The sequence below is a fragment of the Streptomyces antioxidans genome (genome assembly GCF_000968685.2).
GTDB classification, from domain to species: domain Bacteria; phylum Actinomycetota; class Actinomycetes; order Streptomycetales; family Streptomycetaceae; genus Streptomyces; species Streptomyces antioxidans.
Map to the genome: position 1 here is coordinate 73189 of NZ_LAKD02000004.1, position 14430 is coordinate 87618.

Sequence of the window (14430 nt, forward strand, 5' to 3'; positions counted from 1 at the left end):
CCGGTCATGCCAGACCGGCCAGCCTTGCGATCTCGGCGGCCGCCCAGGGCGCCATCTTGAATCCGCCCCCGTTGAAGCCGGTGGCCAGCAGCAGCGCGGGGGCGTCCGGATGCGCCGTGACACGGGTGCGGCCGCCCGGGGCCCAGCACTCCGCGGCGCGCAGCCCGCCGAGGTGGCGGCTGCCGGGCAGCCATGCCCAGCGCCGGGCGCCCGCCGCGGCGGCCAGCCGGGACTGGGCCGCGTCCATCTGCTCCCGGCCGGGCGGCGAGGGCAGCCGGTGGTACGTGGGGTGCCCGACGTAGACCCCGCCGGAGTCCGGGTCGGGTCGGCCGTTGATGTCGAACTCGTCGTCGGTGTAGGCGGGTTGGCCGGACACCGGCACCTCGGGCTGGAACAGCTCGACCTGGACGGCCTGGGCCCACAGGTCGTGTGCCAGTCCCCAGGAGGTCAGCAGGTGCGCGGTGGCGGCGCCGGTGGCCAGGACCACCCGGTCGGCACGGATCGCTCCCGCGCTCGTACGCACCCCGGTGATCCGGCCGTCGCCCGCGCGCATGAGGCTGTGCACGGCGACCCCTTCGAGGACCGTGCCGCCCCGGCGCCGGCCGGCGCGCAGGAAGCCGTGGGTCACCTCGGCCGGGTCCAGCCAGCCGGACTCCGGCTCCCACACCGCCCCGCGGCCGGCCGGCCCGGCCAGCAGGTGGCCGAAATGCTTGGTCACCTCCTCGGCCTCCAGCCAGGTCACGGGCAGCTGAGCACCGAGCCGGGCCACCTCCGCGCGTGCGCCCGCCGCACGGTCCGGGGCCGGCAGATACAGGAACCCGCTGGTGTGGAAGGCCGCCGGTTCCCCGGTGTGTTCGGCGAAGTCCCGGAAGTACCGCCAGCCGGCCGCCGCCCGGTCGGAGAGGACCGGATCGTCGTGGTGGCAGCGGACGATAGCGCCGCTCCAGGCCGTCGTGCCCAGCCCGGCACGGTCCCGCTCGACCAGGGTCACGCGGGCGCCGCGGGAGGCCAGTTCGTGGAAGACGGCCGTACCGACCACTCCGGCGCCGACCACGGCCACATCCGTCCGGTGGACAGGGTCAGTCATGCACCGCACCTTCCAGGGCGAGCGGTTCGTCGTCGCCGTGCATCGCCGCCTCCCGGTGCTCCAGCACCGAGCGGAGGATCTCGCCGGAGCGGACCGCGACCATCGACAGCAGCGAGGACGTGATGCCGTGCGTGTGCTCGGTGCCGCCCTGGACGTAGATCCCGGCGTTCTCCAGGCCGTCCACGGTCAGCCGGTAGTCGCGGCCGACGCGCAGCCGTCCTGCGGCGTCCCGGGCGCAGTACGGGGCCAGGGAGCCGAGCAGCGGCAGCGGGTCCTGCTCGTCGTAGCCGGTGGCGAAGACGGCCGCGTCGGCGGCGACCTCCTGCTCCGTGCCGGTGGCCTGCGAGCGTACGCGGACCGTGACGCCGGAGCCCTCGTCCCGTATGTCGGTGACCTCGCTGACGCCCTGTATGTGCAGCCGGGAGCGGCCGCGCACCTTCTCCTGGTACGCGCGCCGGTACAGCTCCTCGATCAGATCGAGGTCCACGACCGCGTAGTTGGTGTTGCGGTGGTAGGCCATCAGCCGGTTCTTGGCGGCCTCGTCGGCGTCGTAGTAGACGTCGACGGCCTCGGGGTCGAAGACCCGGTTGGCGTACGGGCTGTCGTCGGCCGGGCTGTAGCCGTAGCGGGCGAAGACCGCCTCCACGTCGGCCTGCGGATAGGCGCGGTGCAGGTACTCGGCCGCCTCGGCGGCGCTCTGTCCGGCGCCGACCACCACGAACCGGCGGACGTCCGCGGTCCGCCCGGCGAGCCGGGTCAGCAGCTCGCTGCTGTGCCAGACGTTCGCGCCGGCCTTCACCCCGTCGGGCATCCGGGGCTGTAGGCCACAGGCGACGACCACATTGCGCGCACGGTGCACGGTGCTGCCGCCGGGGCCGGGGACGACCACTTCGAGCAGGTCGCCGGCCGCGCGGACCTCGGTCACCTCGCTGGAGTAGGAGACCAGGTGGTCGACCCCGGCCGCCGCCCACTCGAGGTAGTCGTGGAACTCCTCGCGAGTGGGGTAAAGGATCTTGTGGTTGATGAAGTCCACCAGCCTGCCGCGTGCGTGCAGGTACGGGACGAACCCGAAGCGGCTGGTCGGGTTGCGCAGGGTGGCCAGATCCTTCAGGAACGACACCTGCATGGTGGCGCCGTCGATGAGCATCCCCCGGTGCCAGCCGAAGCTGGGCTGCCGCTCCAGGAAGAGTGCGGTGACCGCCTGGTCGCGTCGAGCGCTCTCATTGTGTTCCTCAAGGGCGATGGCCAAGGCCAGATTGGCCGGCCCGAAACCGATTCCCACAACGTCGTGAACCGGCGAGAAATTGTCGTGCGGATTCCCCATCAGGACATTTCCCTTTCCGTCGGACCGTTGGTTCGATATGCCATTGCCCGAGGCGGTCAGAAAGCTATCCCGGATTCCGGCCGAGTAGCCGACAGGTAGCGGAGCGTGGCAGCGAGCTGCCATCCAGCACGTGCTCCACCCCGCCAAATTGTGCAATATAGCCACCTATTACACCCTTTGGCCGGTGACACCTTCCTGTAAGGTCACCCGACTCCGCTGGCTCAACGCCAAGGTCGGCACGCACAGTCGACCGGGACGGAAAAAGGCATGCAATTGCCCCTGCCCCACCAGCTGAGCGCTCCTTTACGGGATATGGATAATGCATGATCACCAAATTTCGGATACATGAAGGCGCCGCTGTCAGCGAGTTCGGCATGGCGTGCCAGCGGATCATTCCCTGGCAAGCACAGGAGGGCCGGGAGGAACCGCCTTTCGGCGGCATGGCCTGCTTCTTACCGGCCGGCGCCTCCTCGGACCCCGACTGCCACGACCAGGACGAGGTCATGGTGATCCTCTCCGGTTCCGGCAGCCTCGACCTCGCCGGCGAAAAGGCCGGGTTCACCACCGGAGACGTGGTCGTCCTGCCCCGCAACCAGGAGCACGTCGTGCACAATCCGGGGTCCGGGACCCTGACCTGGCTCTCGGTCTACTGGCCGCTGCACGAGCCGAAGCGGACCGAGGGTGCGGAGGGGACCGCGTGAGCACTCCGGTCTGGATCACCGCCACCCCGCCCACCCCCAACGGCGACCTTCACATCGGTCACATCGCCGGACCCTACGTCGCCGGCGACGTACTGCGCCGATTCCTCGCCGCCGACGGGACCGAGGTCCGCTACACCACCGGCTTGGACGACCACCAGAGCTATGTCCCGGTGCGCGGGCTGAAGGACGGCGGGCGCACCGGCGAGGAGGTCGCCGACAGCTACGGCGCGTCCATCGCCCGGGTCTGGCAGCGGGCCGAGGTCGGTTTCGACCGCGTGGTGCGTCCGCGCGAGGAGGACGGCTACCTCGCCTACGTCCAGGACTTCCTGCGCCGCCTCCACGACGCCGGGCACGTCGTCGCCCGTACCCGGCCGCTGCCGTACTGCGCCCCGTGCGAGCGCTGGCTGTACGAGGCGTACCTGACGGGCAAGTGCCCACACTGCGGCTCCTCGTCCAACGGCAACGCCTGCGAGCCGTGCGGCCGGCCCAACGACTGCGCCGATCTGGGCGAGCCGCGCTGCACCATCTGCGACACCCCGGCCGAGATCCGCGACGCCGCCCGGCTGTACTTCCCGCTGGCACCGCTCGCCGACCGGCTGGAGGCGTTCTGGGCAGAGGTCGACATGCCGCCGCATCTGCGGGCCCTGTGCGACCGGATGCTTGCCCACGGGCTGCCGGAGATCGCGGTGAGCCACCCCGGCGAGTGGGGCGTGCCGGTGACCGTGCCCGGCTTCGAGGACCAGCGGGCCTATGTGTGGTTCGAGATGGCGCCCGGCTATCTGTGGGAGCTGCCCGAACAGGAGCGGGAGAAGGGCGACTGGCCCGCCCCCGTGCAGTTCTTCGGCTTCGACAACGGCTACTTCCACGCGGTGCTGTTCCCCGCCCTGTACGCCGCCCTGCACCCCGGGGCCGCCCTGGCGCGGACGTTCGTGGTCAACGAGTTCTACCAGCTGGACGGGGCGAAGTTCTCGACCAGCCGACGGCACGCCATCTGGGTCCACGAGGCGCTCGCCGAGGCCGGCTCCGACGTCCTGCGCCACCATGTGCTGGCCGACCGGCCCAACGGCCGCCAGACCAGCTTCACCCGCGCGGACCTGGAACGCACCCAGGCGCTGCTGACCGCCCAGTGGAACGGCTGGCTGGAGCGGCTCTTCGCGGCGGTCGCCCGCCACAGCGACGGCCGGGTCCCCGAGGAGAGGCCCGAGGGACCCGCCTGGCAGCGGCTGCGGGCCTGGCTGGAGCGCACCGTGGCGGAGCTGCGCGAGGCATACGGCGTCGAGGGCTTCGACACACGCCGTGTCATCGCCCTCCTCGACGAGATCGTCGCCGGCGCGAACGACTTCTGGTACGTCCACGAGCACGAGCGGGACCGGTCGCCCTCCGCGCACCGTGCCGCCCTGACCGCCCAACTGGCCGTCGCCGGTGCCCTGTCGGCGTGGGCCGCGCCCGTCATGCCAGCCGGCGCGGCACGGCTCGCCGCGCTGCTGGGCGAGGACACGGACCGCGCGGTCGACGCGGCCGCGCTGACCCCGCCCCCGGCGGGCCGGCCGCTGACCGTGCCCGACCGCCCGGTCTTCGGTGACTGAGGTCATGGCACGACAGGATGACACCGAGGTCCGCGTGGCCGTCGTCGGACCCTTCAGCGGTCCGCGGGCGGCCTGGGGCGAGCTGCTCACGCGGGCCGCCGCCGACCACGGCGATCCGGGCGTCGTCTGGGAGTTCCACGACGACCGGGGCGACGCCGACGCGGCCGAAGGCGTCGCGCGTGCCCTGACGGCGGAGCCCGTCGTGCGAGCCGTCATCGGGCACTTCAACAGCCTGGGCGCGGCACGGGCCCTGCCGCACTACCGGCGGGCCGGTCTCCCGGTGCTGCTGCCGCTGGCCACCGACCCGGACCTGCTCGCCTCCGGCGGCGGCGGAGCGCTGCGCTGGTGCCCGCACGACCTGGGTCAGCCCGCGGCGATCCGCCGGGCCGCCCAGGACCTCGGCATCGGCACCGTGGCCGCCGTCGACGACGGCAGCCCCTACGGGCGCCGGCTCGCCGAACGGTTCGCCGCCCTGTCCCCGGACCCGGCCGCGACGGGCCAGGCTCTCGTCGTCTGCGGCACCCACCACGGCGCGGCGGACACGGCCCGGCGCCTGCGCGCGGACGGGCACGACGGACCGCTGTTCTTCACCGACGACTGCGCCGTGGCGGAATTCGCCGATCTGCTCGGCGACCCGGTGTCTTCCGCCCGGGTGGTACGGCTGCGCGGCGGCCCGCACCTCCAGGTCGAGGCGGCCTTCGCGGCGCTCGTACGGGCCCTGCGCTCGAACCCGGCCGCCACGGGTGACCGGCTCCTCGCGGCCGTCCGCGCGGCCGCCCGCCTCTCCTTCGACGCGGACGGCGACCCCGTCGACGCGGACGACGACGCCGGCTGGGAGGTCGTCCCGGTCGCCCTGCTCTCGGCCCCGGCAGCACCACGCCCGACCGGAGCCCCGGTCACCGGGTACGACGTCGTGGTCGTCGGCGCCGGTGCGGTGGGCGCCGCCACCGCGGCGGAACTGGCCTCGGCGGGCCTCAGCGTGGCGGTCGCCGACCTCGGTCCCGGCGCCGGGTCGGCCACCCGCGCCTCCGGGGGCCTGGTCCGGGCGTACGAACCGGAGCCCGTCGTACGCGCCCTGGCCGTGCGCAGCCACCAGTTGCTGTGGGGCGCCGCCTCCCCGCCCCGGTCGGCCGGGTTCCGTCGTACCGGCTCGGTGGTGCTGCTGGGCCCCGACGACGTCGCCGAGGCCGAACGCGGCATCGGCGAGTTGTCCGCGGCCGGGATCAAGGCGGACCTGCTCACGCCCCGCGAACTGATCGTGCGCTGGCCCGACTTGGCGGCGGACGGCGTGGCCGCCGCGGTGTGGGAGCCGGGCGGCGGCTACGCCGACCCGGTCGGCACCGCCGCGCTGTATCTCGCCCGGGCCCTGCGGCACGGGGCCGTCCTGCTGCCCCCGGGGCCGGTGCACGCCCTGGAGCCGCACCGGCGCGGGGTGCGCGTGTGCACCCCGGCGGGCGAGCTGACCGCCAGCTGTGCCGTGGTGGCGGCGGGCGGCGGGACCCCGGCGCTGCTCGGCGACCGGCTGCCGCCCCGCCCCGGCGGCCCGGCCCCCCGCACCAAACGCATCCGGTACGCCTTCTTCCGCGGACCCGGCCGGCCACTGCCCGCGGTCAGCGACCTGACCTGCGGCATCTGGGGCCGCCCGCAGCTGGGCGAGCCGTTCGCCGGCGGTCAGCTGACGGGCCGACCGGTCGAGGAGTGGGACGTGTCGGCCGGCGCCGGCGACGCCCTCACCGACGAGCAGGTCGCCCATATCCGCGCCGGGGTCGTCCACCGCTGGCCCTGGGTCTCCCGAGCGCCGTACCTGGGCGGGCGGTTCGGGGCCGACCTGTACCATCCTGACGGGCCGTTCCTGGGCCTTCTTCCCGGTAAGCCCCCGGTCGTGGTGGCCGCGTGCTGGTCCGGAGCCGGTTTCAAGACGGCGCCAGGCGCCGCCGAAGAGGCGGCGGCCGCCGTGCGGTGTCTGCTGCGGTGGCAGGGCGCCACACCGTGACCGCTCCGCCCCCGGCACACAGCGAAGGTGACGCCTTGAGCAATTCCCCGCACCAGCCCCTCGGCACCGAACTCCCGGTCACGGACCGGACGCGTCTGCGCCGTATGAAGGAGAAGGGCCGCACCGCCCGCGCAGACCTGGACGCCGTCCTCGCCGCCGGGTTCGTCTGCCACCTCGGTGTCGTCGTCGACGGCGCCCCCGTGGTCGTACCCACCGTGTACGGCGCCGCCGAGGACACCCTCTACTTCCACGGCTCCGTCGCCGCGCGCAGCCTGACCTCGGCCCCGGGCCAGACCGTCTGCGTGACCGTCACCCACGTCGACGGGGTCGTGCTGGCCCGCTCGCTCTTCGAGCACAGCATCAACTACCGCAGCGCCATGATCTACGGCGTCCCGCGCCCGGTCACCGACCCGGAGGAGACCCTGGCCGGGCTGCGCCTGATCACCGAGCAGGCCCAGCCCGGCCAGTGGGACTACGCCCGCCGCCCCAGCCGCAAGGAACTGGCCGCGACGACGCTGCTGGCCCTGAGCCTGGAAGAGGCGTCGGTCAAGCTGCGCACCGGACCGCCGGACGACGGCGACAGCCCCGACGCCGCGCTCGGCCTGTGGGCGGGCGTCGTGCCCGTGCGCCTCGTACGCGGCGCCCCGGTGCCCGACCCCGCGCTCGCACCGGACGTCCCGCTCCCCCACCACCTCGGCTGACGCCCCCTCCCGGGGCCCGAGACATAAGACGACGTCACACCGAAAGGCGAATGCCATGTGCGGTCTGAGCGGTTGGGTCTCCTACGGACGGGACCTGCGAAGGGAGCGGAAGACGGTCTCCGCCATGACCGCGACCATGGCCTGCCGCGGCCCGGACGACTCCGGCCTGTGGACCCGGCCGCACGTGGCACTCGGCCACCGCCGGCTCGCCGTCATCGACATCGAGGGCGGCCGCCAGCCGATGTCCTACGACACCGGCGGCGGCGAGGTGGCCCTCGCCTACACGGGCGAGATCTACAACTTCGTCGAGCTGCGCGACGAACTGCGCCACCGCGGCCACACCTTCCGCACCCGCAGTGACACCGAGGTCGTGCTGCACGCCTACCTGGAGTGGGGCGAGGCGCTGGCCGAGCGGCTGAACGGCATGTACGCCTTCGTCGTCTGGGACGGCCGCACCGAGCGGCTGCTGCTCGTCCGGGACCGCCTCGGCGTCAAACCGCTGTACTACTACCCGACCCAGGACGGAGTGCTCTTCGGCTCCGAGCCCAAGGCCATCCTCGCGAACCCCTGCGCGGAGAAGGCCGTCGACCTCGACGGGCTGCGGGAGGCGTTCGCCTGGATCCGTACCCCCGGGCACGCCGTGTGGCGCGGCATGCGGGAGGTCCGGCCGGGCACCCTGGTCACCGTCGACCGCGGCGGCGAACGCACCCACACCTACTGGAGGCTGGAGGCCACCGAGCACACCGACGACAGGGCCGCCTCGGTCGCCCGGGTGCGCGAGCTGCTCACCGACATCGTGCGCCGCCAGCTGGTCACCGACGTGCCACGCTGTACCCTGCTCTCCGGCGGCCTCGACTCCAGCGCCATCACCGCGCTCGCCCAGCGGGAACTCGGCGACAGCGAGCAGATCCGCAGCTTCTCCGTCGACTTCGCCCGGCACGAGGAGAACTTCACCGCCGACCCCTTCCGGGCGGACGCCGACGCCCCGTTCGCCAAGGAGACCGCCGCGCACTGCGGCACCGCGCACGAGAACCTCGTGTTCGACGCCCAGAGCATGGCCGATCCGGCCGTACGGCGGGCCGTGGTGGCCGCGAAGGACCTGCCGACGGGGTTCGGCGACGCCGACAACTCCCTCTACCTGCTGTTCAAGGCGCTCCGGGAACGTTCCACCGTCGCCCTGTCCGGAGAGTCCGCCGACGAGGTGTTCGGCGGCTACAAGTGGCTGCACCAGCCCGAGGCCCAGCGGGCCGACACCTTCCCCTGGGTCGAACACACCCATGTGACGAGCCCGCACACCGGCACCGGGGTGTACGACAAGGGCCTGCTGGCCGCCCTCGACCTGCCCGGCTACATCCGCCGGCGGTACGCGGAGGCGGTCGCGGAAGCCCCCCGGCTGGCCGGCGAGGACGCGTTCGAGGCGCGGATGCGGCTGGTGTGCTACCTGCATCTGACCCGGTACCTGCGCATCCTGCTGGACCGCAAGGACCGGCTCAGCATGGCCGTGGGCCTGGAGGTCCGGGTGCCGTTCTGCGACCACCGGCTGGTCGAGTACGTCTTCAACACGCCGTGGTCGATGAAGACCTTCGACGGCCGTGAGAAGAGCCTGCTGCGGGCGGCCTCCGCCGATCTGCTGCCGCGGTCGGTGGTGGAGCGCCGCAAGGCCCCCTACCCGTCCACCCGCGACCCGTTCTACACGGCCGCGCTCCAGCAGCACGCCAAGGAGGTGCTCGCCGACCGGGGCCACGCCGTGCACACGCTCACCGATCAGGCGTGGGTGCAGCAGACGGTGGCCCGGACCGCCGAGGAGGTCGACGGCGCGACCCGCACCGGCCTGGAGCGCTGGCTCGACTTGGCGACCTGGCTGGAGATCCACGCCCCCCGGCTGGTCCTGTCGGACTGAGCCCACGCGATCGGCCCGACACACCGATCGTCGCCGTCCGGGCCGGCGAGATCCGAGACAGGGAGGCGAACGATGAGTCAACCATCGATCAAGTTCCGCATTCTGGGACCCGTCGAGTACCACGACGGCGACAACTGGGTCCCCATCAAGGCCGCCAAGCAACGCGCGCTCATGGCACTGCTGCTCCTCAACGCGAACCATCTGGTTCCCGCACAGCAGCTGCACTCGGAGCTGTGGAGCGACGGACCCTCCAGCCACGTGGGCCGCTTGCTGGCCGGCTGTGTGTGGCGGCTGCGCGCCGCCATCGGCGACCCCGCCGGGCAGACCCTTCTCACCCGGCCCGCCGGGTACCAACTGGCCGTGTCTCCCGGGAGCCTCGACCTCCACGAGTACGAGTCACTCGTCGCCTCCGGCCGCACGCAGCGCGCCTCGGGGAATCTGGTCGAGGCCATGGAGTCCTTCAGCGCCGCGCTGGAACTCTGGCGGGGCTCGCCCCTCGCCGACGTCGCTCTCACCTCTTCGATCATGGCCGAGTCCGCGCGTCTGGAGGAGTCCCGGCTGGCGGTGATGGAGGCGAACTTCGGCGTGCGGATCGCCTTGGGGCAACACGAGGACGTACTGCCCGAACTCAAACTCCTGGTCGCCCAGCATCCGTTGCGCGAACGGCTCCACGAGCACCTGATGATGGCGCTGTACGGGACCGGGCAACAGGCCGAGGCGCTGGGGGCGTACCGGGACCTCCACCACCTGCTGGCCGACGAGCTGGGGATCGATCCGAGCCGGCCGCTGCGCGAGCTTCAGCAGCGCATCCTGGAAGAGGATCCGCGTCTGAACGACCGGGGCGCCCCGCATGGCGCGACGGCGTCCGGTCCCAGGGAGCGTGCTGTGGCATCGGAGGCGGCACCGTGTCCGCTCCCGCACCAACCCTCGCTGTTCGTCGGCCGGACGTCCGAACTGACCACGGTCGCCGAGTACTTGGCGGAAGGGCGCCCGGCGGTCGCGATCCACGGGCTGGCGGGATCGGGCAAGAGCGCCTTGGCGATCGCGGCCGCGCATGCCGCGGCCGGTGACTTCCCCGGCGGGCAGGTCTATGTGGACATGCGGGGTACGACAGGCGACTTTGCCCTGCGGCCCGACCAGGCGATGCGGCTTGTGCTGCGTTCGCTCGGAACGGAGCGGGGCGGTGGTGGCGCGGCGGCGCCGCATACGTGGGCCGGTCCGGCCGGGGGCAGGGCTTTGATCGTGCTCGACAACGTCCGCGACTCCGACCAGATCCAGGGATTCCGCTCCGCGCCGCCTGGCTGCTCGCTTCTCATCACGAGCCGCTCGCCCATAGGAGGCGTGGACGGCCTCATGCATCTGCGTCCGGGACGGCTGACCGTGTCCGCCTCGATCGACCTGCTCCGGCGAAGCGTTGGCGTAGCGCGCATCGACGCGGAACCCGCCCCCGCTTCCGAACTCGCCAGGTCCTGCGATTACCTGCCCTTCGCGCTCCGCCTCGCCGCCGACCGGCTCGCGACACGGCCCGACTGGTCGGTCGCGGACTTCGCGCGGTATGTGGCCGAGCCGCACCAGCGGCTCGACTTCCTGGCGGGCGGCAACGTCAGCCTGCGCGACTCACTGCTGGCGAGCCTCCCCCTTCTGTCCGATGAGTCGGGCGGGACGGCGGTGACAGCGGTGACGGCACTGCGGAGACTGGGCTTCCTGGATCTGACCATGGTCACCGTCGAGGCGCTGGCCGTGCTTCTCAGTACGACGGAGGGTGAGGCGCACAAGATCGCCGAACGACTTGTCGATGCCGGCCTCATCGAGTCGCTCGCGATCGACCGCTACCGCGTTCCGCAGAGTGTCCGGGCCCTGGCGCGAGAGATCACAGGTTCGGATCACGAGGCCACCGAGGCCGTACAACGCGTTGTCGACCACTACGCCGTCGCCGCGCGGGAACAGCCGAGGCCGACTCTTGGAGCGTGGTACCGCCGAGAGCGGGAAACCCTCAACGCCCTGGTCACGTCCGACAGGACCGGGATCTTGATCGAATCTCTTGACAGAATGCGTTGCGTGTTGGGCGCGAGCGGATCTACCGTGCGGCGGGAGCGGACCGGGTCAGCACCCGGACTCCGCCCACCGGGCGGTCCACGTCCGCCGCGGCCATGACCAGGACGTCATCCATGTCGCGCATCATCCGCACCACGGTCTCCTCCTCGTAGACCTCGGTGTTGTACTCGATCTCGGCGAGAGTCCCGTCGTCGCCGTCCCAGTAGGCGACGGCCATGTCGGCCCGGGCGGCGCGGTTCGGACCCTGGAGCATGGTCAGGCCGATGTCGCCCAGCGTCAGGTCCCGGCCGATCGGCCCGAGGTAGTTGAGGGTCAGCTTGATGTTGGTCAGGCGTGACCGGGTCTCCTCCGGGAGGGCCGCGTGCACGACCGGGAAGGGCACGCCCTGGTGGGCCAGCAGGTTCCAGGTCGCGTCCCGTGCCGCCGTGGCCACCTCACGGACCGATGCCTGATCGTCGACCGTAGCGCGGACCAGGCAGGAGTTGCTGACGAATCCGACCAGTGCCTGCTCGCTGCGGGTACTCCGGTTCACGGTGATGACCCCGACGGTCAGCTCGCGTTCCCCGCCGCGCGCCAGAACGATCTGCCAGGCGGCCAGCATCACGGAGAACGGAGTGGCACCGAGTTCCCGGGCCAGTGCCGCACGTCCCGAGTCGGCCTGCGCGGTGAACCGGTATCGCACGGTCCTGCCGGGATCGCCGACCGCCGTGGGCCGACGGGGCTCGCGATCGTGGGCCACCGTGGTGAGGACGGCCCCGTCCAGTGCCGTACGCCAATGGTCGAGGCTCCGTCGCCATCGGCCCCGTTCTTCCTCCGAGCGCAGCTTCTCGGCGTAGCCGTGGAAAGTGATGGCGTCGCTGATGAAGACCGGCTTCTCGCCTCGGACCAGGCTCGCGTACGCGGTGGAGAGGTCGTTGAGCAGAACGGTCGTCCCCCAGCCGTCCACAGTGATGTGGTGGACCGTCAGGATCAGTTCTTCCCGTGCCCCGATCCTGACCAGGGCCAGCCGGGCCAAGGGGCCCGCGTCCAGGTGGAACTCCTGTGTGTGGAGTTCCACGGCGAGGCGCAGGAACTCCTGAGCGGCCTGGCCGACGTCCGGTACGTCCGGTTCGATCAGCCGCGCGGTGACGTCCACAGCCGGATGGATGACCATGTCCAACTCGCCGTCGTGCGCCACGAACCGGGCACGCAGGCTGTCGTGGCGGTCCGTCACCGCCTGCCAGGCGGCGGCGAGGGCGTCGAAATCGACGCGTCCGGCGCACCCCAGTCGCCAGGTGATGTGGTACACGGAACGGTCCCTTGCGCTCCGCAACGCATGCCAGCGGGCGGCCTGTTGGGCCGTCGCCGGGATGACCAGAGGTCTGGCGCTCACACTCGTCTCCTCGGTCACTCGGTGACTTGTACAACTGGTCGGGTCGGACACTGAACCCTCGTCAGTCCGCGAACTCGTCGGTCAGCCGCTTGCGGTCCACCTTCCCGACGGTGGTCAGCGGGAGCGACTCGCGGTGGTGGTAGCCGCGCGGATGCATATAGCGGGGCAGGGCGGAGACCAGCTTCGTGAATTCGTCCGCCGGGACCTCCTTGCCGGTGTACACGGCGCGCAGTTCGTTCTCGCCATCAGCGGCGGGGACGACGAGGACTATGGCCTCCTCGATCGAGAGGTGACACCGCAGCGCCGACTCGATCTCACCGAGTTCGATCCGGTTGCCGCGGATCTTGACCTGTCCGTCGACGCGTCCGAGGTGGACCAGTTCGCCGCCCTCGAGCCGGCACCGGTCGCCGGTGCGGTAGTAGTGTTCCGGCGTGACCGGCTCCCGGCCGTCGTGGATGCGGCCGCGGTCCGAGTCGGCGTCCGAGCCCGATTGCATGAGGACGAACCGCCCGGCGTTCTCCCCGGGGTCCAGATAGCCGGGGAAGCGCTGCGGGCCACGCACACACAGCTCACCGTCGTCGGCGGGCCGCAGGTCCTCGTCCAGCAGGAGCCAGTCCATACGCGGGTGCGGGAGGCCGATGGGGATGGACCGGTTGGTGGTCTCCGGCCAGTCGGCCCGCTCCTCTGGAACCTCGTACCCGGTGATGACGATCGTGGTCTCTGTCGGGCCGTAGCAGTTGGTCATGACCGCGTTCGGCGCCGCGGCGCACCAAGCCTCGGCCTGGTCTACGCCGAGCCTCTCCCCGCCGAACAGGCCGCGCCGCAGCGTGGGCATGCTCCCGGGGGCCAGTGCCCGCAGGCGCTTGGCGAAGGAGATGACGGACGGCACCGACATCCAGTGGGTGAGCCGCCTGGTGTTGACGATCCGCACCGGGGTGAACACATCACCGTGCTGCGCCACGCAGAGGGTCGAGCCGGATCCCCAGGTGCTGAACATCTCGGACACCGAGCCGTCGAAGGACATCTCGAAGTTCTGCGAAACCCGGCAGCCGGGGCCGAGTCCATAGCGCGGAATGACCTCCGTGAGGAACGCGTTCACGCTGGCGTACGTGGTGGGCACGCCCTTGGGCCTGCCGGTGGTTCCGCTGGTGAAGATGATGTACGCCGTGCCGGTCTCGGGCTGGTGGACCTGGTTCGGGATGTCGTCCGAGGGGTCGGGGGCGAGCAGGGGGCGCCACTTCTCGCCCGTCATGTCGAGCAGCCGTACTCCGGCGTCGCGCCGGTACTCCGCCGCGCCGTCACCCGCGGTGTCGTCGAACACCGTGAGATCGAGTCCGCCCTCCTTGGTGATGTCGACATTGCGCGACGCCGGGGCGGCGGGATTCAGCGGCACCGCGGTGGCACCGAGCCGCTGCACCGCCAGATAGGCGACATAGCTGACCGCGGTGCGTGAGGTGAGCAGGCCCACTCGATCCGGCCGGCCACCCATCGCTTCGACCATGCGGGCCGACATCCACTCGGCGGCGGCCCGCAGTTCCGCGTAGGTGAGGGTGACGTCGAGCACCTCAAGGGCCGGGTCCTCCGGACTCGCCTCGGCGGAGGCCCGGAACCAGTCGTAGAGGGTGCGGGTCGTCATGGTGCTTCCCTTCCGGAGGAGACGCTGATCGAGAGGTCCAAGGAGTGGGGTACTGCTCGCGCCCGGACGTGCCGC

At 71.8% G+C, this 14430-nt stretch carries 10 protein-coding genes; 6 read left to right on the top strand and 4 right to left on the bottom strand.

What is annotated here, in order from left to right; all coding sequences use genetic code 11:
* Window positions 1–4: 4 nt before the first annotated feature.
* Together VT50_RS02860 and VT50_RS02865 are read right to left on the bottom strand one after the other, a co-directional pair.
* Window positions 5–1087 carry an NAD(P)/FAD-dependent oxidoreductase gene (locus VT50_RS02860; RefSeq protein WP_078840956.1) on the bottom strand — a complete coding sequence of 361 codons (1083 nt, stop codon included), beginning with the start codon at window positions 1085–1087 and terminating at the stop codon, window positions 5–7.
* Entirely contained in the window at window positions 1080–2411 is a 1332-nt protein-coding gene (locus VT50_RS02865) for a lysine N(6)-hydroxylase/L-ornithine N(5)-oxygenase family protein (RefSeq protein WP_046089765.1), read from the bottom strand. The genes VT50_RS02860 and VT50_RS02865 overlap by 8 nt, the downstream gene beginning before the upstream one ends.
* Window positions 2412–2734: 323 nt before the next feature.
* Here VT50_RS02865 and VT50_RS02870 point away from each other — a divergent pair, with 323 nt between their 5' ends.
* The 6 genes from VT50_RS02870 to VT50_RS02895 all read left to right on the top strand — a co-directional run bounded on the left by VT50_RS02870 (window position 2735) and on the right by VT50_RS02895 (window position 11446).
* On the top strand, window positions 2735–3112 hold the full coding sequence (locus tag VT50_RS02870) for a cupin domain-containing protein (protein WP_046089766.1): 378 nt from the start codon (window positions 2735–2737) through the stop codon (window positions 3110–3112).
* Window positions 3109–4698, top strand: coding sequence for a methionine--tRNA ligase (locus VT50_RS02875; RefSeq protein WP_046089767.1), 1590 nt, complete (start codon window positions 3109–3111; stop codon window positions 4696–4698). The genes VT50_RS02870 and VT50_RS02875 overlap by 4 nt, the downstream gene beginning before the upstream one ends.
* Window positions 4699–4702: 4 nt before the next feature.
* Window positions 4703–6691, top strand: coding sequence for an FAD-dependent oxidoreductase (locus VT50_RS02880; protein WP_053048795.1), 1989 nt, complete (start codon window positions 4703–4705; stop codon window positions 6689–6691).
* A 104-nt stretch (window positions 6692–6795) separates the two neighbouring features.
* A complete protein-coding gene (locus tag VT50_RS02885; RefSeq protein WP_078840968.1) occupies window positions 6796–7392 on the top strand; it encodes a pyridoxamine 5'-phosphate oxidase family protein in 597 nt (198 codons plus the stop codon).
* Window positions 7393–7447: 55 nt separating this feature from the next.
* A complete protein-coding gene (gene asnB / locus VT50_RS02890; RefSeq protein ID WP_046089769.1) occupies window positions 7448–9292 on the top strand; it encodes an asparagine synthase (glutamine-hydrolyzing) in 1845 nt (614 codons plus the stop codon).
* Between the two features lie 72 nt (window positions 9293–9364).
* Window positions 9365–11446, top strand: coding sequence for an AfsR/SARP family transcriptional regulator (locus tag VT50_RS02895; RefSeq protein ID WP_053048796.1), 2082 nt, complete (start codon window positions 9365–9367; stop codon window positions 11444–11446).
* On the opposite strand, the gene VT50_RS02900 is transcribed toward VT50_RS02895, so the two are convergent.
* Both VT50_RS02900 and VT50_RS02905 read right to left on the bottom strand, forming a co-directional pair.
* Window positions 11370–12719 (bottom strand): condensation domain-containing protein, encoded by a 1350-nt coding sequence (locus tag VT50_RS02900; RefSeq protein WP_075200527.1) that lies wholly within the window; start codon window positions 12717–12719, stop codon window positions 11370–11372. The genes VT50_RS02895 and VT50_RS02900 overlap by 77 nt on opposite strands.
* Before the next feature lie 61 nt (window positions 12720–12780).
* Window positions 12781–14355 carry an AMP-binding protein gene (locus VT50_RS02905; RefSeq protein WP_046089770.1) on the bottom strand — a complete coding sequence of 525 codons (1575 nt, stop codon included), beginning with the start codon at window positions 14353–14355 and terminating at the stop codon, window positions 12781–12783.
* Between the last annotated feature and the right edge of the window lie 75 nt (window positions 14356–14430).